Origin of the sequence: Pseudomonas sp. SWI36 (assembly GCF_002948105.1) — a bacterium.
Taxonomy (GTDB): Bacteria; Pseudomonadota; Gammaproteobacteria; order Pseudomonadales; family Pseudomonadaceae; genus Aquipseudomonas; species Aquipseudomonas alloputida.
On sequence record NZ_CP026675.1, the window covers coordinates 1,590,146 to 1,613,920 of the forward strand.

The following is a 23,775-nucleotide window of genomic DNA, read 5'->3' on the forward strand; positions in this document are numbered from 1 at the left end:
ATTGATGTGGGGGCTGTCGTGCAGCCCCCGGGAGGCACTATTTGGCCAGCTTGTTGTAGCTGGTCATCAGGTTGCGGTAGTCCGGGATATGGTTGGAGAACAAGGTACCCAGCCCTTCGATGTCGTTGCGCCAGTCACGGTGCAGTTCGCAGGCCACGCCGAACCAGGTCATCAGTTGCGCCCCGGCAGCCTCCATGCGTCGCCAAGCCGAGTCACGGGTCAGTTCGTTGAACGTGCCAGAGGCGTCGGTGACGACGAATACCTCGAAGCCCTCCTCCAATGCCGACAGGGCCGGGAAGGCCACGCATACTTCAGTGACCACACCAGCAATCAGCAGCTGCTTCTTGCCGGTGGCTTTTACCGCTTTGACGAAATCTTCGTTGTCCCAGGCATTGATGTTGCCCGGACGTGCAATGTAGGGGGCATCAGGGAACTGCTCTTTCAGTTCCGGCACCAGCGGGCCGTTGGGCCCAGTCTCGAAACTGGTGGTGAGGATGGTCGGCAGCTTGAAGTATTTGGCCAGGTCGGACAGGGCCAACACGTTGTTCTTGAAGCGGTCGGGGTCGATGTCCCTTACCAGCGAGAGCAAACCGGTCTGATGGTCGACCAGCAGTACGGCTGCGTTGTTCTTGTCCAGACGCTTGTATTGGAAGGCCACGGTGGATCTCCTTGCTTCAGCGGGTTGGGAGTATCAGCGTAGGCAAGGATGGGGGGTGAGAGACCGTCAGTCGGCTTGCCTGTCCTGGCGCCCCCATCACTTCACAAATTCCTGAACTGATTATTTGCCGCCAGCGATTTTTCCCCTCGCCCACCGCCACCAGAATCGCTTCACCACAATCACAATAAACCGTGAGGCCACTCCCGTGGACCAGACACTTCAAGTGCGGCAAGCCGCCGCCGACCTCGTCGCGGCGTTCGCCAGCAACGACACCGCCCGCTATTTCGCTTGCTTCAGCGAAGACGCCACCTTTCTGTTCCACACCTTGCCGTATCCGCTGCTGTCGCGTCGCGCCTATGAAGAGCTCTGGGCCCAGTGGCAGGCCGAGGGCTTTACCGTGCTTGCCTGCGAATCGGGCAACGCCCATGTAAGCCTGCAAGGCGACGTGGCTGTGTTCATGCACGATGTGGCCACGCGTATCCGCATCGGCGGTGAAGAACACCCGTTGAGCGAGCGCGAGACCATCGTCTTCCGTCGCCATGGTGACCTGTGGCTGGCCTGCCACGAGCACCTGTCGGTCGTAACACCGGCCTGATCACCCTTTACGCGGCGCTGCCGCCCTGCCATCGCACCCACAAGAAGGCCCGCGCACTGCGCTGGCTACAACAACCGCGCTGGAGCACCACCATGAGCCACTCGACCGGTATCGAGACCAACGGCGTCGAACAGATCCCCGCCGATCAACGCGACGCCTCCCCGCTAGACCTGTTCCGCCTGATCTTCGGCGGTGCCAATACCTTCGCTACCGCCGTACTGGGCAGCTTCCCGGTGCTTTTCGGGTTGTCTTTCCAGGCGGGTGTGTGGGCGATTCTGCTTGGCGTTGGCATCGGCGCGCTGATCCTTGCACCGATGGGGCTGTTCGGCGCGCTTAACGGCACCAACAACGCCGTTTCATCGGGTGCGCACTTTGGTGTACACGGGCGCATCGTCGGCTCGTTCCTGTCGCTGCTTACGGCGGTGGCGTTTTTCTCGCTCTCGGTGTGGAGCTCGGGCGATGCGTTGGTCGGTGGTGCCAAGCGCCTGGCCGGCCTGCCAGAGACCGACCTGACCCTGGGCCTGGCCTACGGCTTGTTCGCGGTGCTGGTACTGGTGGTATGCATCTTTGGCTTCCGCTTCATGCTGTGGGTCAACAAGATTGCCGTGTGGGCCTCGAGCCTGCTGTTCCTGCTGGGCATCGTCGCCTTTGCCGGGCCCTTCGATGCCGGCTACGCAGGCAGCGTCAACCTTGGCCAGGCAGGTTTCTGGGCTGCGTTCGTCGGCGCGGCGATCCTGGCCATGAGCAACCCGGTGTCGTTCGGTGCGTTTCTGGGTGACTGGTCGCGCTACATTCCACGGGAAACACCCAAGGCGCGCATCATGCTGGCCGTGATCGCGGCACAGGGGGCGACGCTGATTCCGTTCCTGTTCGGCCTGTGTACGGCCACCCTGGTCGCCACCCAGGCGCCCGACTACATTGCCGCCAACAACTATGTCGGCGGCCTGCTGGCGGTAGCGCCAAGCTGGTTCTTCCTTCCGGTGTGCCTGATTGCGGTGATCGGCGGCATGTCCACCGGCACCACCGCGCTGTATGGCACCGGCCTGGACATGTCCAGCGTGTTCCCGCGCCTGCTCAGCCGTGCTGGCGCTACGCTGCTGATCGGCGTGCTGGCGATTGGCTTCATCTTCATTGGCCGCTTCACCTTCAACCTCGTGCAGAGCGTATCGACCTTTGCCGTGCTGATCATTACCTGCACCAGCCCGTGGATGGTGATCATGATCCTTGGCCTGATTACCCGCCGCGGCTTCTACCACGCCGACGACCTGCAGGTATTCACCCGCGGCCAGCGTGGTGGCCACTACTGGTTCCTGCACGGCTGGAACTGGCGCGGCATGGGGGCGTGGATCCCCAGCGCGGCGGTTGGCCTGTGCTTCGTCAACCTGCCGGGGCAGTTCGTCGGCCCACTGGGTGACCTGGCGGGCGGCATCGACCTGAGCCTGCCGGTCACGCTGGGGCTGGCTGGCGTGCTGTACCTGCTGTTGCTCAACCTGTTCCCTGAACCTGCTGGCGTGTATGGCCCCCTGGGCCCGCGATGGGTGCGTTGCAAAAGCACCGCGCATACGCCTGTGACCACCGCCGAAATGGCCTGACTGGAAACCGACCATGACCACTTCCCACTATATCGCCGGCCATTGGGTCGAAGGCCAAGGCAGCGACTGCATCAGCGTCAACGACCCTGCGCTGGGGCAACCGTTCGCCGAGCTGATGGCCGCCAGCGTGAGCCAGGTTGACCAGGCCGTCGCCGCTGCCCGCAGCGCCCTGCCCGCCTGGAAAAGCACCAGCGCCAGTGAACGTGCCGCCTTCCTGCGTGGTTTTGCCGAACAGCTCGGGCAGCGCCGTGAAGCGCTTGTCACCGTGCAGATGCGCAATAACGGCAAACCGCGTCACGAAGCGGAAATCGACCTGGATGACGCCATCGCCACCTTTGGCTATTACGCCGAGCTGGCCGAGCAGCTGCCATCGAAAAACCGCACTGTGCCGCTGGCTGCGCCGGGTTTCACCGCCCGCACCCGTCTTGAACCAGTGGGCGTGGTCGGCCTGATCGTGCCGTGGAACTTCCCGTTGGTGACCAGCGCCTGGAAACTTGCCCCGGCCCTGGCCGCCGGTTGCACCGTGGTGCTCAAGCCTTCAGAGGTCACCCCACTGATCGAGCAGGCCTACGGCCAGATCGCCGACGCCCTGGGCCTGCCCGCCGGGGTGCTGAACATCGTCAACGGCAAGGCCGAGACCGGCGCCGCGCTGAGCAATCACAATGGCCTGGACAAGTTGTCCTTCACCGGTAGCAACAGCGTCGGCAGCCAGGTGATGCGCAGCGCTTCGGCGCAGTGCCGGCCGGTGACGCTGGAGCTGGGCGGTAAGTCGGCCATCGTGGTGTTCGATGATTGCGATGTCGACCAGGCGGTGGAATGGATTGTTGCCGGCATCAGCTGGAATGCCGGCCAGATGTGTTCGGCCACATCGCGGCTGCTGGTGCAGGACGGCATTGCCGATGCACTGCTGCCGCGCTTGCAGGCGGCACTGGAAAACCTGCGGGTGGGTAATCCTTTGACCGAAGAGGTCGACATGGGCCCGCTGACCAGCCAGGCGCAATGGTTGAAGGTGGCCAGCTACTTTGCCACGGCGCGGGAAGAAGGTTTGCAGTGCCTGGCCGGCGGCCATGCACTGGACCGTGAAGGCTGGTTCGTCAGCCCGACGCTGTATACCGATGTGCCGAAAGACAGCCGCCTGTGGACCGAGGAAATCTTTGGCCCGGTGCTCTGCGCACGGCGCTTTGCCACCGAGGAACAGGCCATTGCCGAAGCCAATGACAGCCGCTTCGGGCTGGTGGCTACAGTATGCTCCGCCGACCTGGAACGCGCCGAGCGCGTGGCCGATGCGCTGGAGGTTGGCCATGTGTGGATCAACTCGGTGCAGGCGGTGTTCGTCGAAACGTCATGGGGGGGCACCAAGGGCAGCGGGATCGGCCGTGAGCTGGGGCCTTGGGGGTTGTCGGCCTATCAGTCGGTCAAGCACGTAACCCGCTGCCTGGGCTGATATCGCAAGGGGTCGCGTAATGGCACCGGCTCTGCCGGTGTTCGCGGGTAAACCCGCTCCTACACGGCGGCCTGTGTCCAAACTCCGGTGTGTGTCCACCCCCGATCAGGTGTAGGAGCGGGTTTACCCGCGAATACGGTAGCGGCGGCGACAGTGAACGGCGGGGGAAATTGGCCAGCAGGGCCGGCCTCTTCGCGGGTGAACCCGCTCCTACACGACGGCCTGTGTCCAACCCCCGAGGTGTGTCCACCACCAATCTGCGTAGGAGCGGGTTTACCCGCGAATACGGTAGCGGCAGCAACAGTGAACGGCGGGGGGAAATTGGCCAGCAGGGCCGGCCTCTTCGCGGGTGAACCCGCTCCTACACGGCGGCCTGTGTCCAACCCCCGAGGTGTGTCCACCACCAATCTGCGTAGGAGCGGGTTTACCCGCGAATACGGTAGCGGCGGCAACAGTGAACGGCGGGTGGAAATTGGCCAGCAGGGCCGGCCCTTTCGCGGGTGAACCCGCTCCTACACGACGGCCTGTGTCCAACCCCCGAGGTGTGTCCACCACCAATCCGCGTAGGAGCGGGTTTACCCGCAAATACGGTGGCGGCGGCAACGGTGAACGGCGGGGGAGATTGGCCAGCAGGGCCGGCCCTTTCGCGGGTAAACCCGCTCCTACCAGCTGGACTGCCCCCCGATGCCTACACCGACTCGTCAGCCGGCCGCGCCCCCTCCTGCACCAGCACCATGCTCTGCGGCGAAGACAGTGGAATGCCTTCATCGCGCAACCGGCCAAGAATGGTGAACAAAAGGTCGCTGCGGGCTCCCGATACCTGCCGCGGCCCGGCCACATAGCCACTCACACCAATCACCATGCCGCTGGCCGTCAGGTCCTTGAACGACACCGAGGCAGCTGGCGCATCCAGAATCGCCTCATGCTCATGGTAAGCCGCCAGCAGCAGCTCCCGGACGCGGTTGGCATCAGTCTCCAGCGGCAGTGTCAAGGTAATGCTGACCACGCCCAGCGCATTGCCCATGGTCACGTTGCGCACGTTCTGCGAGATGAACTGCGAGTTGGGCACGATCACCGTGGAACGGTCAGACATCTGGATCTCCGTGGCGCGCACGTTGATGCGGCGGATATCACCCTCGACACCCGCCAGGCTGACCCAGTCGCCGACCTTCACCGGGCGCTCGGTCAGCAGGATCAGGCCGGAAATGAAGTTCTGCACGATCTGCTGCAAACCGAAACCGATACCGACCGACAGGGCACTGACCACCCAGGTCAGGCTGGTGAGGTTGATACGCAAGGTCGACATCACCAGCATGGCCAGGAACAGGAACCCCAGGTAACCCACCAGGGTCACCAGCGAGGCCCGCATGCCGGCGTCCATCTCGGTTTCCGGCAGCAGGCGGTCGCTCAGCCAGCGCTTGACCACACGGATGGCGAACAGGCCACCGAGGAAGATCGCCAAGGCCAGCAGGATGTCCTGCGGCACGATGTTCAGGTTGCCGAGCACCTTGCCGCCGGTCCCATCCCAGTCGCCCAGACTCAGCAGCAATTCGCTAGGGCTGGTGCCCGACGGCATCAACACCAGCAGCAGTGCCAGGAACAGCACGACAGTGCGGCCGATGCCGGCCAGTATGGTGCTGGCCTGCGCCTGATGGCGAGGCGCCAGGCCCAGGGTCGACGCCAGTGCCAGGCCACCGGGCTGGCGGGGCGACAGCAGGGTTTCGCACAGGTCGCCGAAGAAGGTGGTCAGCAAGTAGGCACAGGTGATCACCAGGCTGACCCACAACAGCTTGGCGGTAAGGAAATAGGCGAGTGTCAGGTAGCCGGTGAGCAGTGCCAGCAGGATCAACGTCAGCCAGATGACCATCACGAACGGGATCAGCCCGGCCAGGCCCGTCGGGCGCTCCAGGTCATGCTTGCGCAGGGTGCGGCGATAACACAGCAGCGCGCCTGCAAAGGTGAGCGCCACCACCAGCGCGGTCAGCCCGTTGACGGCCACCGTCAGCGCCAGGCTGGCGCCGATCACGCTGTTCATGCGCTCCATGGTCATCATGACCATCAGTGCCAATGCCAGCACCTTCGGGAACCAGCCCAGCGCACTGGCGACTTCGTCGTGGATCGCCGGCAACCGCCAGGACGGACGCTGCAGCATCAGCATGGCGCGGCCCAGGCCTGTGATGAAGGCACTGAACACCACCAGGGTAAGAATGTGATTGGTCAGGCTGGTGATATCCGAACCCAATCGCGCATTGCTTTCCAGCCCCCAGCGCAGCAAAGACACCGAGCCGGCGATGGTGCCCAGGGTTGCCAGGCTAACGCCCAGAGCCAAGGCGCTGCGGCGCAGGCGGCCCTCCGGCAACCAACGGATCATGGCACTGGCCAGCAAGCGTTCAAGCACGCGCCGTACCAACGTCCACACCAGAATCGCCGCCACCAGGCTGGCAACGAACAGCCAGCGGTTTTCGGCGCTGAAGGCGCTGCTGATGGCGTCGGCCGCCTCGCCGCGCAGGTCACGCAGGCGCGCCACGTCGTCCTGGGTGGGGCGGATGATGCTCTGCCAGAACGCCGGGCTCAGCGGCGAGGCTGCACGGCTGGTGATTTGCGAGTTGAACTGGCTGCGGCGCAGGTTGACGATTTGCGTGGACAGGTCACGGGCCGACTGGGTCAGCTTGGTGGCCTGATCCTGCTGGGCTACCAGCGCCTTTTTCTCGGCCTCCAGCGCTTTGCGCTGCTGCGTCAGGGTAGCGGCCTCGCCCGGCTGGGCCGGGCCGATGACCTTCAGCTGATCATCGAGTTTTCCCACATCGGCAGTGCGCAGCGCACTCAATGCATCAGCTTGACGCTGAACCTGCATTGCGCCCAGGCGCAGTTGCGACAGCACGTCGTCGTTGGCCTCGCTGGTGACGCCTTGGCGGATGAGGTCCAAGCGGTCGCTCAGTTGTTCGAGGCTGGCGTTTTCGTCCAGTGCGGGCGCCTCGGCAGCCGCCAGGTTGGACAATGGCGTGGCCGGGGCCGACCAGGCCGGGCTGACAAGCAACAGCATCAGGGCCAGCAGGGCAATCAGACCTGGGCAATAACGGGCAAGGCTGACACGCCTCATCGAATATTCCTCTTTGCAATTCGATTTGGCGGGAGATTCTACGCGGCTTCGGGCGGTCAGGAGAGTGCCGTTTCTCGCTTCAGCAATTGCTGTTTGCGCTCCACGCCCCAGCGGTAACCGCTGATGTCGCCATCCCGGCGCACCACGCGGTGGCAAGGGATGGCCACGGCAATACGGTTGGCCGCGCAGGCCATGGCGACCGCCCGCACGGCCTTGGGGGCGCCAATGCGCTCGGCGATGTCGGTGTAGCTGACCCGGCTGCCGGCCGGCACCTCACGCAGCGCCTGCCACACCCGCTCCTGAAACGCGGTGCCTTGCACATCCAGCGGCAGGGCCAGGCCCAAGGCGGGCGCTTCGACGAAACCGATCACTTCGGCGACCTTCTGTTCGTAGGCGCTGTCGCCGCCAATCAGGTGGGCCTTGGGGAACTGATCCTGCAGCTCGTGCAACAAGCCCTCGGGGTCGTCGCCCAGCAGAATCGCGCAGATGCCCTTGTCGCTCTGGGCTACCAGTATTGCACCCAGCGAGCATTGCCCAAGGGCGAAGTGAATGGTTGCCCCGGCACCGCCGGCGCGGTATTGCCGGGGGCGCATGCCCAGACGCTGGTCGGCGCTTTCGTAGAAGCGGCTGTTGGAGTTGTAGCCGGCGTTGTAAATAGCATCGGTGACCGAGTGCTGGCCGCCTTCCAGGTGCGCACGCAGGCGCCGGGCCCGGAAGGCCGTGGCGTAGGCTTTGGGGGTAACCCCGGTTTCGGCCTTGAACAGCCGATGCAGGTGGAAGGGGCTGACGGCCAGCCGTGCACTGAGTTGGCCGAGGCTTGGAACGGGGTCGCTGGTTTCGATCAAGCGGCAGGCGTGAGTAACCAGCTGGCTGTGGCGGGTGGCGCTGGCCTTGCTGATACAGCGTTTGCAAGCACGGTAGCCGGCAGCCTCGGCAGCCGCGGCAGTGTCGTAGAACTCGACGTTCACGCGCTTGGCCTGGCGTGATTTGCAGCCGGGGTGGCAGTAGACGCCGGTGGTACGTACGGCGTAGACAAAGTGGCCTGTGGCGGCAGTGTCGCGGCTCTCTATGGCTTGCCAGCGTTGGTCGGGGGTGGTGTAGAGGTTCATCTTTGTTTCCCGGATATGTTGTTGCCTGTACGGGCGATGCGAAAACCTCAGGCCCGCCACAGGTACCAGGCCGCCACGGTACGAAACGGCCGCCAGGCGCCGCCCAGCGAACGCATTTGCGCCGGTGTCGGCGCCGTCTCCAGCCCCTTGAGCCGCCGATACCCCTCGCGCACGCCAAAATCGTCCACCGGCAGAATGTCAGAACGCCCCAGGCTATAGATCAGCAGCATCTCCACCGTCCACCGCCCTACCCCACGCAGCGCCACCAGGCGTTCGATCAACGCCTCGTCAGCCATGGTTAACGCCTGCTCCCGCGTCGGTACCAGGCCCTCCAGGGTGGCTTGAGCAATGCCTTGGACCGTCACCAGCTTGCTCGCCGAAAAGCCGCAGGCACGCAGGGTTTCCGGGGATACCGCCAGCAACTGCTCTGGCTGGGGAAAATCATCTGCCGGGAACAGTGCCAGCAAACGCCCCAGGATCGCCTCGGCGGCACGGGCGTGCAGTTGCTGGTAGGCAATCGCCCGCACCAATGCCTCATAAGGCTCACGTCCCGGCGTAGCCTGGTGCAGGCAGGGCCCGATCGCTGCGATATGCCGTGACCAGTCCGGGTCAAGTGCCGCCAGGTGTTGCGCGGCCTCGTGATAGGCCTCGGGCGAAAGGTCGGCCAGCATCATGGCACCTCCATCAAGTCGATTGCAGGTCCAGCTTAGCGCAGCCGTTCATCGGGCAAACGCCGGTTCTTGCGCAGCTAATCTTTGGCATGCCATTGCTCCGCGCCATCTTCCCCGCATAGAATTGAGAACTATTCACAATCGCACACATCACTGGACTGGGCCTTCTCTACGATGCAGATCAACGACACGCTCAAGCCCACCGAGGTCGCTCTGCTCTACCAGTCTCACCATGCCTGGTTGCGCGGCTGGTTACGCAGCCGGGTCGGTTGCAGTGAACATGCCGCGGACCTGGCCCAGGATACCTTCGTGCGGTTGTTGCGCGCCCGCCAGGTGTCGCCGCTCAAAGAACCGCGCGCCTACCTCAGCAGCATCGCCCGTGGCTTGATGATCGACCAGTTCCGCCGCCGCGCGCTGGAGCGGGCCTACCAGGAGAGCCTGGCTCACCTGCCCGAAGCAGAAGTGCCCAGCGAAGAGGATAAGCTTGTCATCCTCGATAGCCTTGAACGCCTCGACCGCGCCTTGCACCAGTTGAAACCGCGCGTCCGCCAAGCGTTCCTGCTGGCCCAGCTAGACGGTTTGAGCATCGTGCAGGTTGCCCAACGTCTGGAGGTGTCCAGGGCCACCGTTGAGCGCGACCTGGCCAAAGCCCTGGGCGCCTGCTACCGGTTGCGCTATGCCGATGCCTGATGGTACGCCCGCACAGGCGCAGGTCGATCAGGCCATCGACTGGCTGGTGAAGCTGCGTTTCGACACCCCCAGCCCGCGCACCGAGCAGCAGTTTCAACACTGGCTGGCCAGCCACCCACACAACCGCCTGGCCTGGCAGCGAGTCAGTAATCTGGGTGATGAACTGGCCGGGCTGCCCAAGGACCTGAGCCGGCGCACCCTGGACGCTAGCCAGCACCCAAAAGCCAGCCGCAGGGACCACCTGAAGTTGCTGGGGCTGTTGGCCGTGGGCGGCAGCCTGGGCTGGGCCGCGCGCGAACCGCTAGGCCTGCCACAGCTGCTGGCCGACACCAGCACTGCCACAGGCGAACGGCGCCAATGGCAAGGCAGTGACGGCAGCCGTCTGCAGCTCAACACAGCCAGTGCCATCGACTTGCACTACAGCGCGGAGCAACGCCAGCTGAAACTGATCCATGGCGAGGTCAGCCTCGACAGCAATCCCAACGACAACCGCCCGTTCCACGTCGCCACCCGTGTCGGCCCGCTGACCACCTTCGATGGCCAGCTGTTGCTGCGCGAAAACAGCCAAGGGCTGCTGCTGTCGGTGCGTCGTGGTGAAGTCACGCTGTTCCCTGCCTCGGCCTCAGCGAGGCAAGTGCTGCCCGGTGAAACCTTGCAAGTCACAGCCGACGGCAGCATTCAGGCCAGAACACTGCACAACGACCCCTGGGGTTGGACCGAAGGTGTACTCAGCGTGCAGCAGATGCCGCTTGCCGAGTTTGCCAGCGAACTCGGCCGCTACCGACCGGGCCTGTTGCGCTGCGCTCCAGAAGTGGCGGGTTTGAAGGTTTCCGGCACCTATCAGTTGGCTGACACCGGGCAGATTCTGCAACTGCTCACCCGCAGCCTGCCCGTGCGGGTCGAGTACAGGACGCGCTATTGGGTAAGCATCGGCGCGGCGTAAAGGGTTATCACTGCGCCACAGCCCGCATCCGCCCACGGCGCCGGTATGACTGCCTGGCAAAGCACACGAACAGCCCGGCCATCAGTGCCAGCGCCATGGGCAAACCATGCGGCGCGACATTCATGGCCGCCCCACTGACCAGCGGCCCGACCAGGCTGCCTACGCCCCACAGCAAGCCCACACTGGCGTTGGCAGTGACCAGGTCCTGGCCCTTGAAGCGCTGCCCGATCAGCACCAGCGCCAAGGTATAGATCCCCCCCGCCACCGCGCCCAGCACCACCAGCAGCGGCCACAGCAGCCAGGTCAGATTCAGCAGCCAGGGCAAACCGATGCCGATCACCATCGCCACCAGCCCGCACGCCAGGTGTAGCCCTGTGCGCTCAACCCGATCGGCCAACCAGCCCAGCGGCAGCTGGAACAGCATGTCGCCGGCAAACACCACCGTCACCATCAACGCCGCCACGCCAACGGCAAAGCCATGGCTGGTGGCGTACACCGGCAGCAGCGACAGCACCACGGCATCGAAGAACGAGAAGAACAGCACCGCCATGCACAACGCCGGTGCCACACGGAAGAACCCGGCCAGGCCGAAGCTTTTTTCGCCCTCTTCGTGCTCGACATGGTCGTTAGGCACCGTCAGCACGATGCACAGCAACGCCAGCCCATAACAGACCGTGACGACACCCGTGATCCACGGGCTATCGGCGCCCAACACTGCCAGCATGGCCGGGCCCAGCACCTGAAAGCCCGTAAAGCTGGTGGCGTACAGGGCCATGATCTTGCCGCGGTTATGTTCGGGGCACAGTTCGTTGACCCACGACTCGCCGAGGATGATGGCGATCCCCATGCCAAGCCCCAGGCCCAGGCGCAGCAGCGCCAGCAGCCACAACGAGCCGAACGCGGACTCGAGCAAGGCGATGCTGACCGTGCACAGGCTGAAACACAGCAGATAGATAGTGCGCCGGGCGAGATGGCGGCAGCAGGCGTCGACCAGAAAAGCCGAGAGCATCATGCCGGCGGCAGGGATGGCCGAGATGATGCCGATTTCCAGTGTGCTCGCCCCCGCTTCATGCAGGCGCAACGACACCAGCGGCAAGCTGGCCCCCAAACTGAAACCCACGACAGAAACAGCGAACAATAAGCCCGCCAACAAACGCATGTTCATGTACCACTCCTGGCAAACCGAAAAGACGTGCAGAAACAGGCGCGCACGCCAGAATGGCGAGCGACGCGATAGCGCAGATCAGTTCAGGCGAGGTGTGGCGAGAAGGTGAAGGCAAACAGCACGCTGCGGCGGCGCTTGAGCACCGTGTCACTCGGCCATGCACGACGCAGTGCCTGGAAGGCAGGCTGGCGGGCGTGTGGGAGGGACTGGGTACGGCGCATTGCTTTGGCTACTACGCAGGTGATTGAAAAAAGAGGCGGCACTCTAGCCACCTCCGGGGGGCTCGTCAATTGCCCAGGGGCCTCTGCCAGGCCCCCGGCGCGTTCAGCGTTTACCTGTACTTGGCAGGAACACCGCCAACAACCCGAACAATGGCAGGAACGAGCACAACCCATACACATATTCGATACCACGCAGGTCCGCTACGTACCCCAACAGCGCAGCGCCAATGCCGCCAAATCCGAACATCAGGCCGAAGAAGATCCCGGCAATCATGCCCACGCTGCCCGGCACCAGCTCCTGCGCATACACCACGATCGCGGAAAACGCCGAAGCCAGGATAAAGCCGATCACCACGCTCAGCACTGTGGTCCAGAACAAGTCGGCATACGGCAGCGCCAGCGTGAACGGCGCCACGCCCAGTATTGAAAACCAGATCACAGCCTTGCGTCCGATACGGTCACCGATCGGCCCGCCAAAGAAGGTGCCCGCCGCCACCGCGCCGAGGAACAGGAACAGGTGCAGCTGCGAGCTGGCCACCGACACTCCGAACTTCTCGATCAGGTAGAAGGTAAAGTAGCTGGTGAAGCTGGCCATGTAGAAGTACTTGGAGAACACCAGCAAGCCCAGCACGATCAGCGCCGCGATTACCCGATTGCGCGAAATGCCGTGGGTGGCCTGAACTGCCTTGCGCGCCTTGGCCTGATTGAGGTGTTCCTTGTACCAGCCGCGCAACATCAGGGTAACGCCGAGGAAGAACAGCCCGGCCAGGCCGAACCAGGCCACATGGGTCTGGCCGAACGGTATGACGATGGCCGCTGCCAGCAGTGGGCCCAGAGCAGAGCCGGTGTTGCCACCGACCTGGAAGGTCGATTGGGCCAGGCCGAAGCGCCCGCCCGAGGCCAGCCGTGCAATACGCGAGGTTTCCGGGTGGAAGGTCGACGAGCCAATGCCCACCAAAGCCGACGCCAGCAGGATCATCGGGAAACTGCCAACGAAGGCCAGCATCACGATCCCCACCAACGTACACAGGGTGCCTAGCGGCAACAGATTTGGCGTGGGCCGGCGGTCGGTGAAGAAGCCGACCCAAGGCTGCAACAGCGAGGCGGTGATCTGGAACGTGAGCGTGATCATGCCGATCTGGGCGAAGCTCAGGTCGTAGTTGGCCTTGAGCATCGGGTAGATCGCGGGCAGCACCGACTGGATCAGGTCGTTGATCAAGTGCGCCAAGGCGCAGAAACCGATGATACGCATCACCATCGGCGAGGCTTGGCTTGCCGCTGCCGGGGTGGATGCGGTGGAGGCACTACTGGTGGCCATTTGCCTGAATCTCCGTCCTCTGGTTTGGGATCCGATTATCAGGAATCAAATAGATACATAGCTACCTTTTTTATCCCCCTGTCGCCACGTACTTGAAAATGGTTCTCAATATAATTAGCATCCTCTGCCAATGACTCCTGTCATCGTTAGGCCAAACGGCCCCTATCGTGAGCAGACCGCCCCCATGAGCCCGATGTCCGCCAAGCAGCTGCAGCCCGATCCACAACAGGAAGCGCTGGCGTGGTTTTCGTTGCTGCGCCAGCCCGGTTGCGACGAAACCCAGCGCCAGGCATTTGCAGCCTGGTGCCAGGTACAAGAGAACGCCCACGCCTACGCCGAGCTGGAGACGTTCTGGCAACAGCTGCAACCCGCACCTGCCCGCCCTCGCCCACGGCATGTCACTGTCCGTCGCAGTCACCTGGGTAAAGGGTTGGCGCTTGCGTTTTTGCTAGGGTTAGCCGCTGCAGCTTACCTGTACTGGCCGCTGATGCAGCGTCTGGCCAGCGAGCTGCACACCGATGTGGGAGAGCGCCGCAGCATACGCTTGGCGGATGGCACGACATTGAACCTGGACAGCGCCAGCGCGATGAACGTCGACCTGCGCGGCCGCACCCGCCAACTGCACCTGGTGCAGGGCCAGGTGCATCTGGAAGTCGTGCTCGACGGGCGCGCCATGGACGTGGAAGTGGGCAACGCACGCATCCAGGTATACGGCACTCGCTTGCAGATAGCCCGCCATGCAGGGCGCGACGAACTCGTGGTATTCAGTGGCAAGGCCATGGTCACCCAGGGGGGTGAGCAGCGGATGGTCTCGGCGGGTGAGCGGGTAACCTTCGATGACACACGCATCGACCCGGTGCGTAAGGTTGATCTGAAAACCGCTGACAGTTGGCGCAATGGCCGCCTGAAAGCCACAGACATGCCATTGAGGCAGGTGCTGGAGCGCCTTGCCGGTTACCAAGGGCAGCGTCTGTGGATGATGGATGAACAAGTGGCTCATCGCCGTGTAAGCGGCGACTTCAACCTCGACCAGCCTGGCCAAAGCCTGCAATCCCTGGCTGCAGCCCAGCAGTTGCAGTTGCTGGGCGTGCTCGGGCACTGGCTTGTGGTGCGCTGAAACCGGGGCTGGCCGCTAAGTTTTTGAAAGCGTGCAAATTTTTTTTGAAATGAGTGTTGACAGAGGGGGCGTTCAAGAGAATAATGCGCGCCATCGGCTACATAGCTCAGTTGGTTAGAGCATAGCATTCATAATGCTGGGGTCCGGGGTTCAAGTCCCTGTGTAGCCACCAAACAAGACGAAGGGCTTACCGCAAGGTAAGCCCTTTTTCTTTGCCTGCGAAAAAGTTGCTGATGCCCGCGCCAACCAATCCCGCAGCAGCCGGGCGCCGAATCACAGGTTTCGGCGCTGCTATCGTCGCCTCAACGTATTCCGGTCACCGCCACAGCCAGGCCAAGCCCGATCAATGCCAGACCAATGGCCCGGTCAACCAGCACTTGCCGCTCGATCATCGCCCTGCGCAATGCCGTACTGGAGAAAAATACCGCCACCAGGCTGAACCATAGCCAATGGGCAACGGACATGAACGCACCGTAGGCGAAGTTCAGCGCCAGCGGGCTGCCAGGCTGCACTACCTGGGTGAAGGCACTGATGACAAACAGCATGGTCTTGGGGTTGAGGGCGTTGGTCAAAAAGCCGGTGCGCAGCGCTTGCAGTACGCTGGCAGCAGACTGGCCAACCCCGTCCAGGCTGATGCGTCGGGTGTTGGTCAATGACTTGTACCCGAGGTAGATCAGGTAGCCCGCACCCAGCACCTTCATGACGAAGAACAGCGTCGGGCTCTGGCTGATGATCACGGCAATGCCCAACACCGTGTACAACACATGCACCTGCACCCCCAGGGCGATGCCCACAGCAGCAGCCAGCCCGGCCTTGCGGCCCTGCGCATAGCTGCTGCGGGTGACCATGGCGAAATCGGCGCCAGGGCTGATGACGGCGAGCTAGGTGAACAGGGCGACGGCGATGAGTTCGGTCATGCTGAGGGCTCTCGATAGGCGATGGAAATGCACAGACCGCCGATTATCGAGCGCTTACAGATGCGGACAAATCGATTTATGCTGAGATGAATCTGATAGTTTTGCTCACAGATATGTACAGCCTGCCTTGGCCTCTTCGCGGGTAAACCCGCCCCTACAGGGAAATATGTGGCCATGTAGGAGCGGGTTTACCCGCGAAGAGGCCGGCACAGCTGAACAGGGATATCATGAAACTGCCGCCACTCAACGCCTTCCGCTACTTCGACATTGCCGCCCAGACCGAGAGCTTCGTGCGCGCCGCCGAGCACTTGCACGTCACTCACGGCGCGGTCAGCCGCCAAATACGCCTGCTGGAAGAAAGCCTTGGCGTGGAACTGTTCGAACGCCGCAACCGGGCCATTTTCCTCACCACCGCCGGTCGTGCCCTGCAAAGCACCACCCAGGCGATCTTCGAACAACTCGAAGGCGCCGTGCAGCGTTTGCAACACCAGGTCCGCGACAATGTGCTGGTGCTGTCTTGCGAGCCGACCATCGCCATGCGCTGGCTGATCCCGCGCCTGCCGCGCTTCCATGCCACCCACCCCGACCTTCAGTTGCACCTGGTAGCCGCAGGCGGCCCGCTGGACTTCGCGCGCAGCGGTGTCGACCTGGCAATTCGCCGCGACGACTTCCACTGGGACAACCAGCTGTACAGCCAGAAAATCTGCGATGAATGGATCGGCCCGGTGTGCCACCCCGCCGCCAGCGCCAGACTCGATGGCCAACGGCTGCTGCACAGCACCACACGCCCTGCTGCCTGGCCCACCTGGCTGCGCCTGAGCGGCCAGCAGGCGGGGCACTGCGAACGCAGCGACTACGAACATTTCTACCTGTCGATTCAGGCCGCCAGCGCCGGACTGGGCCTGGCCATTGCCTCAGCCCTGATGGTGCGCGACGAACTCGACAGCGGGCAGCTGCAGGCGCCGTTCGGTTTTGTGCGCGATGGCTCGGCCTACCACCTGCTCAGCCCGCAGCCTCTGGCCGACAGCGGCAAGCGCCAGCGCTTCGCCGAGTGGCTAATGGACGAATGCCGGGGTTGCCTGACTCATTTGGGTTTGACGCAAAACGACGCCCCCGCACCGCCATCACCACCCCAGGTGCGATAACCGGCGGTATCCAAATGGATACGGCCTGATGGGTAGCGGCCCAGCCCCATGTTCCAGGCTTGGCCGTGTTGCTGCCAGAAACGGCACAGCGGATTGGGGTCGGCCCAGGCCGGCAGCAGTATATCGACGGCGAAAGCGCGGGTATGCGCACTGTTGGCCGCCCCGCCCGCACAGGCGTTCAGGCGCGGCTCACGGTAGGCCGAAACCACCTCGAACTGGCGCAGGATGCCTTGATCGTCGAGTGCCTTGATCAACGCGAGGGTCGAACGCACAGCGGCCCAATTGCCGGGGGGTGGTACGGCGAAAGGCGATGCGTGGCACAGTTTCCAGTCCGATGCCGAGCGCAGCAACTGGTGAATTGGCACTACACCGTAAAGCCGGGCATCTACCAGCATTTCACGGAAAGGGCGGGTTTGATGATCACCCGCCCACTGGGCGAACATCCACACGTCGCGCTCGTCAGCGTGAGTAGCGCTTGCGATACACAGGCTCGCTGCCAAAAGCAGTTGTCTCATTCTTTATCCGTCCCTGCCGAGAACAAAGCCTGCGCGCCTGGGTACGCCCCTGCAAAGTCAGTCTTCGAACAGGGTACAGGCCATCACCAGGGCGTCTTCACGGCCGCCGGCAATCGGATAATAGTCGCGGCGGCGGCCAATTTCGTTGAAACCGTAACGCTCGTACAAACGATAGGCCGACTGGTTGCTGGCGCGCACTTCCAGAAAGCATTCGCGGCCATTGAGCTGATAGGCCCGGGCCATCAGGTGCTCAAGTAGGCGCAGGCCCAGGCCGCAGCCTTGGTTTTCCGGTTTTACGGTGATGTTGAGCAGGTGCGCTTCATCGATGATCACGTTGATCACCCCATGGCCCACTTGCTGCTGGCCATCGAACATCAGCCAGACTTCGTACGACTTGAGCGCATCCTGAAAGATTCCACGGGTCCAGGGGTGACTGAATGCGGCATATTCGATCTTAAGTACGGCATCCAGATCCGCCTCGGTCATCGGGCGGAAGCTGATCGAGTCACTCATTCAACGCTCTTCCAGCGCGCCATCAGCTGGCGCATGGCTTTCCAGACGTCCGCCTTGCGTTGCGGCTCGTCCATCAACAGTTCAAGGCCCGGCAATGCCCAGGCGTCGCCCAGGCTGTCGAGCGTCAGGGTTTGGTAATAGGCATCGGCGTCGGCATTGGCGGCAAAACGCAGTGCCGGCAGGCCGACCAGCCACAGACAGGTACACGGGGCGTCTTCCAGGCGCGCCTGAACGAAGCCCTGGACGAAATCGCGCGCAGCCTCCGGCCCCTGGTCCATGTTGCCGCGCACCAGCAGTGGCCAGCGCACCGGCTCGCCGATGATCTGCGGGGCATCGGGCAGGCCAGCGGCGCGCAGCATGTCCTTGAGCAGCAGATAGGAGGGATCGCGGCTCTGGAACGGCTGACCGGTGGCCAGTTCAACCAGCAGCAGGCAACTGCCGGCGCGCAACAACTGCAGCGAAAAGCGCGGTGGCGGCACCGGCGCCGGGCGCGGAGCAGCGGGCTGCTCTTGTGCCTCGACAGGCTTGACGGCGGGTTTAGACACACTGCCCGGGCGCGGGATCTCGATTTTCGGCCGCTCGCCGGAGCGAGCCTGGGGGGTGACAGGCGCTTCGCTGGTTACCGATGCCGGCCTGACCTCAAAATCGATGTCCTCGACTGGCACAACCGGCAGCAGCAGCTCGGGCCGCGACGGTGCGGCGAACGGCAGCTCGGCGCGCGGCAGCCAGTGCACCACTTGCATGGCGGAAAGGTAGGCGCGGCGACGGGGTTCGGTCAGCAAGGGGCGGATATCCGAGGGGGTGAAGGCAATTGGGCATTCTAACGTGTACGCCGTGGTTTTTGCAGCGCCTATCAGACCGAGCGCCGTCACATGAACAACGCCTTACACCTGCACATCCCATGGTTATCTCTCATTACAGACCAAGGGGTAAAAACCACCCCCGCGAATGCAGTACAATCGCCCCCTTTTTCTTGGCAACGAGTCGAAGCCAATGATCGAACCCAAGCGCGTCCTGCGCGCCCTAGCCGAACACTGGGCCCTGATCGAGCCGCTGTGCGAGCGTTTCGACCAGGGCACCCTGAGCCTGGTCGAACTGCGCCAGCATGTGGCCCGCCAGCAGCTCGAAAGCACCCCGCAGGACATCACCCAGCTACTCGACGTGTGGATCCGCCTGGATATCCTGGTCCCGGTGGCCAAGAGCCCGAACCGTTTCGAGCTCAACGCGCAGATCCACGACTTCCTCGCCTACCTGCGCCGCGAACACCGGCTGGGCCTGTGCCTGGAGATCGAAGCCTACTTGCGCCACCTGGAGCGCCTGGCCGGGCACATCCAGGATGCCTTCGACAACCGCGACAGTGACGACCTGGCACGCCAGTTGCGCCTGCTCGACATGCGCGTGCGCGATGTGCTGAAAAAACTCGACAACGACGAGCAGGCACTGGTGGCCGTGGCCGAACGGGCCAAGACCAGCAACCGCCAGATTCCGCTGCGTCAGCGTTATGCCGAAGTGCTGGCCACCTGGGACGAATACGTCGAGCCGATGATCCAGCTGGTCAACGCCGACGGCGCCTTCGAGCAGGGTGTACGCAAGGTCGAGACCGTGCTGCTGAAACTGCTGGGCGAACAGGCGCGCCTGGGCCACCTGGTCGACGACGACATGCTGCTGCGCACCCACGCGCGCATTCTGGAAATGCAGACCAGCGCCCAGTTGACCCTGCGCCACGCCCGCGAACTGCTGCTGCCGCTGCGCGAAGAAGCCCGCCGCCACAACGCCGTGACCCGCGGCGCTGCACTGGCCCTGTCGGTGATCCGGCGCAAGGGCATCGATGCCGTGCCGCAGGCGGCCATGCCGATGTTCACCCGCCCGCAAAGCACCTTCCTTGGCAGTGCCAGCCAGGTCGAGGCCTACGTTTACGCACTGGCCCGCTTCGAGCCCAAACCGGCGCGCTTCCCCAAAGCCCACAAGACCCAGTCCGGCGCCCTGCCCCGCGCCCCGCGCACGGTCAAGGAAATGGCCGAACGCTGCGAACAGGCCCTGCCACTGCCCGACTTGATGGTCTGGCTGCTGGAGCAGGAGCCCGAAGGCGCCACCGACGAGCTACTGTACTGGTTCTCGCGCCTGTCGCGGGAAAAGCGCTTCAAGCGCGAACGCCTCGACCGCCGCGAATACACCACCCAGGAACATTTGGTCAGCCTGCATTCGTTCGCCCTGACCTCCAGCCGCGAAGACGCCCCCAGCGCGCCTACCGAACCCAACGCGAGCCCAGCCCATGCATCTTGATCTTTCCGAACTGTCCCAGCTCGCGCCGATCTTCCGCGAGCTGTTCAAAGGCTTCCACGTCAGCCGGCGCGACCCTGAGCTGTACGCCCAGCTGTCGAACTTCCAGGACCAGTACCGCACCCTGTTCAAGGCCCTGGGCTTCGAACTGGTGTGCGATACCCGTGGTTTCTACTACTTCGTGCCGGACATGACCGCCGCGCAGGTCAACAAGACCGCGCAGCGCCTGTCGCTGTTCACCTTCATCCTGGTCGAGCACCTTGCTGACCAGGGCCGCGACCCGATGGCCGTGCTCGACGGTGGCAGCATCGGCCGCGACGAACTGCCCTCGCTGCTGGACAAGTACCGCGACCTGTTCCTGCAGGCCGAAGTGCAGACCGTGGACGAGCTGGAAGAAAAAATCCTGCGGCGCATGACCCAGCTCGGCTTCGCCCATGAGGAAGGCGGCATCTACCGCTTCCTGCCGCCCATGCACCGCTTCCTCGATGTGTGCCTGTCGGTGCAGCAGGACCGCGACCTGGCCGCCACCCTGCACAGCGCCCTGCCGCTGCCGACCCCGGTACTGGTCGAGGAAGAAAGCGCCGAAGAACTCAACCGTACCGACGACCCGCTCGACCTCACGCCTTTCCAGGGCGAGGAAAGCGAAGAGGACGCCCTGGCCCGGGCCATCCGCGAAGAGCAACAGGAGATTGACGCATGAGCCAGGAACGCTACGGCATCCGCCGCTTCGCATTGCTCAACACCGCCGGCTACAGCCTTGGCCTGTTCCCGCTGGAGCACCCGCTGTCGGTATACGGCGCCAACAACTTGGGTAAATCGGCATCGATCAATGCCCTGCAGTTCCCGATCCTGGCACGCATGTCGGACATGAGTTTCGGCAAGTACAGCCTTGAGCAATCGCGCCGTTTCTACTTCGCCAGCGACACCTCGTACATTCTTTGCGAACTGAGCCTGCCCCACGGCCCGCACGTGATCGGTGTGGTCGGGCGCGGCCCGGGTGGGGGTTTCGGCCACCAGTTCTTCGCCTACAAAGGCGAGCTGGACCTGGCCCACTACCAGAAGAACGACACCTGCCTGCGTCAGAAAGAGCTGTTCACCAACCTTGAGCGCCTGGGGATCAAGGCTTACGAGCTGAAGCCGGACGAACTGCGCCGGCTGCTGGTGGGCGGACACACTTCGGTGCCGCTGGACCTGACCATGATCCCGCTGCGCTCCACCAGCGAGCAAAGCCTGAAAACCTTCCGCGCGCTGTTCATCAACCTGCTGCACATGCGTGAGATCACCGCCGCCAAGCTCAAGCAACTGTTCCTCGACGCCTTCGAGCACAGCCTGCGCTCGGGCAGCGTCGACTACATCGCTGCGTGCGAGGAAGCCTTCCGCGACGTACGCCGCATGGAGCAGGACTACAACGCCCTGGTCGCTGCCGGCCCGTTGGTCGAGGCCCTGGCCGGTGGCGTGGCCCAGCGCGATATCCTGCGTGGCAAGCTGCACCGCATTTCGCCTGTGCTCGACACCCTGCTGGGCACCTGGCAGGAATACGCCATGGCGCGCAAGGAAGAGCTGGTCATCCAGTCCGAGCACTACCGTGGCGAGCAGGACCGCCTGCAGAACGACCAGCGTGGCGGCACCCAGGAGCTGATGCGCCTGGAGCGTGAAATTACCGGTATCCAGCGCTGGCTAGGCGAGCTGTCGGTGCTCAAGCACCGCTTTGCGCTGGTCGATGACGTCAAGGTACTGGAGCAGCAACTGCTGGCGGCCAAAGACGCCCACGACGAGCTGGCCGGCGCGCTGGCCCAGTCACGGCAGTTCAGTGCCGAAGACCTCGACGAGCGCGTACGCGACCTGGAAAAACGCCTGAAGCAGGTCAAGCAGCAGCTGGATCACGCTGACAACAACAGCTATGCCCGCCTGCGCGAAGAGTTCTCGCAGCAGGACGTCGACCGCCTGATGCGCCTGTTCAACGGCGCGCTGTTCAGCCTGCCGCTGGGCGACCGCGGTATCGAGCTGGACGACAGCGACCTGTGGGTAAAATCGCTGGAAGCGGTGCTCGACGGCTTCAAGGGCGAGCGCTTCGAGGCCCCGGGCCTGGCCATTGACCTGACCCACATCGACCCACCGGCCCTGCAGGCCCTGGCCGACCGCGCCGCCCTGCGCGACCAGAAAGAGCGCCTGGAAAAAGAACTCAAGCAGCTCAAGACCCAGCAGGCCGTGGCCGCCGACCGCTCCGCGTCCAAAGCGCAGACCGAAACCCTGTACCAGGAAGTGCTGGACGCGCAGAAGGCGCTGGAAGACTTCCGCCGTAGCCAAACCCTCACCGCCGAAGAGCCCGAGAAGCTGGAACAGCTCTCGCAGCTGGAAGCGGCCCAGGACGAACTCAAGCGCTCCAGCGACGCCTTCACCGAGCGCGTCCAGCAGCTGTCAGCCAAGTTGCAACTGGTCGGCCGCCAGCTCGGCGACCTCGAGTCCAAGCAGCGCACCCTGGAAGACGCCCTGCGCCGTCGCCAGCTGTTGCCGGCCGACCTGCCCTACGGCACGCCATACATGGAAGCCATCGACGACTCGATGGACAACCTGCTGCCGCTGCTCAATGATTACCAGGACAGCTGGCAAAGCCTTCAGCGGGTGGACAACCAGATCGAGGCGCTGTACGCCCAGGTGCGCCTGAAAGGCGTTGCCAAGTTCGACAGCGAAGACGACATGGAACGCCGTCTGCAACTGCTGGTGAACGCCTACGCGCACCGTACCGACGAAGCCCTGACCTTGGCCAAGGCACGCCGCGCTGCGGTCACCGACATCGCCCGAACCCTGCGCAACATCCGCAGCGACTACGACAGCCTCGAGCACCAGCTGGCCCTGTTCAACCGCGAGATCAACAAGCGCCAGGTTTCCAACCTGGAAAGCTTCCGCGTGGTACTGGCGCCGAACAAGGAAGCGCTCAAGCACATCGACCAGATTATCCACAGTGCCGGCCAGTACGAAGAAGGCGAAACCCTGTCGGTCTTCGACCTGACCCAGAGTGCCGATCAGGACAACAAGAACGAAGAGGCCAAGGAGTACCTGGCACGGCTGGTGGCGGCCAACCACAACCAGCTGGGCCTGAAGGACCTGTTCGAGCTGGCGTTCGAGATCACCAAGGTCAATGGCCAGCCGATCATCCACGCCGACATCGACGGTGCGGCGTCCAACGGCACCACCATGACCATCAAGGCGCTGACCAACATGTACCTGTTGCTGCACCTGATGGACCGTGACCTGGCCGGGCGCATTCGCCTGCCGTACTACCTGGACGAAGCGGCAGACATCGACGAACGCAACCAGGCGGCACTGCTGGAGACCAGCCAGCAACTGGGCTTCGTGCCGATCCTGGCGAGTGTGAAACCACAGGTCTCGGCGCACGTTGCGATCGACCTGGAAGGTGGCAGCGGGCCGAACGGCATCTACATCGACGAGGCGGACTGGAAGTTCATCAGCCGGCTGGATGAAGTGAAAGCGGTTGTGCGTGAGGATCAGGCCGAGGAACTGGCCTGAGATAGCCGGGGCCGCGTTGCGGCCCATTCGCGGGTGAACCCGCTCCTACGGCGGCCTGTGTCCAGTCACCGATGCGTACGACGGCCTGCGTCCAACCACCGAGCGTATGTAGGAGCGGGTTTACCCGCGAATACGGTGGCGGCGGCAACGGTGAACGGCGGGTGGAAATTGGCCAGCAGGTCCGGCCCTTTCGCGGGTGAACCCGCTCTTACGACGACCTGCGCCCAACCACCGATGCGTATGTAGGAGCGGGT

Annotated in this window: 21 protein-coding genes and 1 tRNA gene; 11 read left to right on the top strand and 11 right to left on the bottom strand. The window is 63.6% G+C overall.

Annotated elements, in window-relative coordinates; all coding sequences use genetic code 11:
• Positions 1-37 precede the first annotated feature (37 nt).
• Positions 38-658 carry an isochorismate family cysteine hydrolase YcaC gene (gene ycaC / locus C4Q27_RS07705; RefSeq protein WP_010951959.1) on the bottom strand — a complete coding sequence of 207 codons (621 nt, stop codon included), beginning with the start codon at positions 656-658 and terminating at the stop codon, positions 38-40.
• A 205-nt stretch (positions 659-863) separates the two neighbouring features.
• Here ycaC and C4Q27_RS07710 point away from each other — a divergent pair, with 205 nt between their 5' ends.
• From C4Q27_RS07710 to C4Q27_RS07720, 3 genes are all read left to right on the top strand, one after another.
• Positions 864-1,253, top strand: a complete 390-nt coding sequence (locus C4Q27_RS07710; protein ID WP_104886694.1) for a nuclear transport factor 2 family protein — start codon at positions 864-866, stop codon at positions 1,251-1,253.
• Positions 1,254-1,345: 92 nt separating this feature from the next.
• Positions 1,346-2,845, top strand: coding sequence for a cytosine permease (locus C4Q27_RS07715; RefSeq protein ID WP_010951957.1), 1,500 nt, complete (start codon positions 1,346-1,348; stop codon positions 2,843-2,845).
• A 13-nt stretch (positions 2,846-2,858) separates the two neighbouring features.
• The gene (locus C4Q27_RS07720) at positions 2,859-4,289 is read left to right on the top strand and encodes an aldehyde dehydrogenase family protein (RefSeq protein ID WP_064490912.1); all 1,431 of its coding nucleotides are present in this window, start codon (positions 2,859-2,861) and stop codon (positions 4,287-4,289) included.
• Positions 4,290-4,977: 688 nt separating this feature from the next.
• On the opposite strand, the gene C4Q27_RS07735 is transcribed toward C4Q27_RS07720, so the two are convergent.
• The 3 genes from C4Q27_RS07735 to C4Q27_RS07745 are packed head-to-tail and all read right to left on the bottom strand — an operon-like array spanning position 4,978 to position 9,172.
• The gene (locus C4Q27_RS07735; protein ID WP_064491203.1) at positions 4,978-7,389 is read right to left on the bottom strand and encodes a DUF3772 domain-containing protein; all 2,412 of its coding nucleotides are present in this window, start codon (positions 7,387-7,389) and stop codon (positions 4,978-4,980) included.
• A 56-nt stretch (positions 7,390-7,445) separates the two neighbouring features.
• A complete protein-coding gene (gene ada, locus C4Q27_RS07740) occupies positions 7,446-8,498 on the bottom strand; it encodes a bifunctional DNA-binding transcriptional regulator/O6-methylguanine-DNA methyltransferase Ada (protein WP_064491204.1) in 1,053 nt (350 codons plus the stop codon).
• A gap of 47 nt (positions 8,499-8,545) precedes the next feature.
• A complete protein-coding gene (locus tag C4Q27_RS07745) occupies positions 8,546-9,172 on the bottom strand; it encodes a DNA-3-methyladenine glycosylase (protein ID WP_010951953.1) in 627 nt (208 codons plus the stop codon).
• Between the two features lie 171 nt (positions 9,173-9,343).
• Here C4Q27_RS07745 and C4Q27_RS07750 point away from each other — a divergent pair, with 171 nt between their 5' ends.
• Positions 9,344-9,859, top strand: coding sequence for a sigma-70 family RNA polymerase sigma factor (locus tag C4Q27_RS07750; protein WP_064491205.1), 516 nt, complete (start codon positions 9,344-9,346; stop codon positions 9,857-9,859).
• Positions 9,846-10,802 (top strand): FecR domain-containing protein, encoded by a 957-nt coding sequence (locus C4Q27_RS07755; protein ID WP_064491206.1) that lies wholly within the window; start codon positions 9,846-9,848, stop codon positions 10,800-10,802. The genes C4Q27_RS07750 and C4Q27_RS07755 overlap by 14 nt, the downstream gene beginning before the upstream one ends.
• Before the next feature lie 7 nt (positions 10,803-10,809).
• On the opposite strand, the gene C4Q27_RS07760 is transcribed toward C4Q27_RS07755, so the two are convergent.
• From C4Q27_RS07760 to C4Q27_RS07765, 3 genes are all read right to left on the bottom strand, one after another.
• Positions 10,810-11,967: an MFS transporter gene (locus C4Q27_RS07760; protein ID WP_064491207.1), complete on the bottom strand. Its 1,158-nt coding sequence runs from the start codon at positions 11,965-11,967 to the stop codon at positions 10,810-10,812.
• Between the two features lie 83 nt (positions 11,968-12,050).
• Positions 12,051-12,188, bottom strand: a complete 138-nt coding sequence (locus C4Q27_RS29410; RefSeq protein ID WP_003247435.1) for a hypothetical protein — start codon at positions 12,186-12,188, stop codon at positions 12,051-12,053.
• A gap of 103 nt (positions 12,189-12,291) precedes the next feature.
• Positions 12,292-13,506, bottom strand: a complete 1,215-nt coding sequence (locus C4Q27_RS07765; protein WP_017148092.1) for an MFS transporter — start codon at positions 13,504-13,506, stop codon at positions 12,292-12,294.
• Between the two features lie 193 nt (positions 13,507-13,699).
• On the opposite strand from C4Q27_RS07765, the gene C4Q27_RS07770 reads away from it, so the two are divergent.
• Positions 13,700-14,623, top strand: coding sequence for a FecR domain-containing protein (locus C4Q27_RS07770; RefSeq protein WP_104886696.1), 924 nt, complete (start codon positions 13,700-13,702; stop codon positions 14,621-14,623).
• 95 nt (positions 14,624-14,718) lie between these two features.
• Positions 14,719-14,795 (top strand) — tRNA-Met (locus tag C4Q27_RS07775).
• 130 nt (positions 14,796-14,925) lie between these two features.
• On the opposite strand, the gene C4Q27_RS07780 is transcribed toward C4Q27_RS07775, so the two are convergent.
• A complete protein-coding gene (locus tag C4Q27_RS07780) occupies positions 14,926-15,495 on the bottom strand; it encodes a LysE family translocator (protein ID WP_256600099.1) in 570 nt (189 codons plus the stop codon).
• A gap of 272 nt (positions 15,496-15,767) precedes the next feature.
• On the opposite strand from C4Q27_RS07780, the gene C4Q27_RS07790 reads away from it, so the two are divergent.
• On the top strand, positions 15,768-16,685 hold the full coding sequence (locus tag C4Q27_RS07790; protein ID WP_104886697.1) for a LysR substrate-binding domain-containing protein: 918 nt from the start codon (positions 15,768-15,770) through the stop codon (positions 16,683-16,685).
• Here C4Q27_RS07790 and C4Q27_RS07795 read toward each other — a convergent pair.
• From C4Q27_RS07795 to C4Q27_RS07805, 3 genes are read right to left on the bottom strand one after another with little or no spacing between them, the layout of a single operon-like run.
• Entirely contained in the window at positions 16,625-17,200 is a 576-nt protein-coding gene (locus C4Q27_RS07795) for a D-Ala-D-Ala carboxypeptidase family metallohydrolase (RefSeq protein ID WP_177409997.1), read from the bottom strand. The genes C4Q27_RS07790 and C4Q27_RS07795 overlap by 61 nt on opposite strands.
• A gap of 57 nt (positions 17,201-17,257) precedes the next feature.
• Positions 17,258-17,713: a ribosomal protein S18-alanine N-acetyltransferase gene (gene rimI, locus C4Q27_RS07800; RefSeq protein ID WP_004575708.1), complete on the bottom strand. Its 456-nt coding sequence runs from the start codon at positions 17,711-17,713 to the stop codon at positions 17,258-17,260.
• Positions 17,710-18,495, bottom strand: coding sequence for a hypothetical protein (locus C4Q27_RS07805; RefSeq protein WP_064491211.1), 786 nt, complete (start codon positions 18,493-18,495; stop codon positions 17,710-17,712). Before C4Q27_RS07805 ends, rimI begins: the two co-directional genes overlap by 4 nt.
• Before the next feature lie 211 nt (positions 18,496-18,706).
• Here C4Q27_RS07805 and mksB point away from each other — a divergent pair, with 211 nt between their 5' ends.
• From mksB to mksF, 3 genes are read left to right on the top strand one after another with little or no spacing between them, the layout of a single operon-like run.
• A complete protein-coding gene (gene mksB / locus C4Q27_RS07810) occupies positions 18,707-19,996 on the top strand; it encodes an Mks condensin complex protein MksB (RefSeq protein ID WP_003247449.1) in 1,290 nt (429 codons plus the stop codon).
• Positions 19,986-20,693: an Mks condensin complex protein MksE gene (mksE, locus tag C4Q27_RS07815; protein WP_003247452.1), complete on the top strand. Its 708-nt coding sequence runs from the start codon at positions 19,986-19,988 to the stop codon at positions 20,691-20,693. The genes mksB and mksE overlap by 11 nt, the downstream gene beginning before the upstream one ends.
• Positions 20,690-23,521: an Mks condensin complex protein MksF gene (mksF, locus tag C4Q27_RS07820; protein ID WP_064491212.1), complete on the top strand. Its 2,832-nt coding sequence runs from the start codon at positions 20,690-20,692 to the stop codon at positions 23,519-23,521. The genes mksE and mksF overlap by 4 nt, the downstream gene beginning before the upstream one ends.
• The last annotated feature ends 254 nt before the right edge of the window (positions 23,522-23,775 follow it).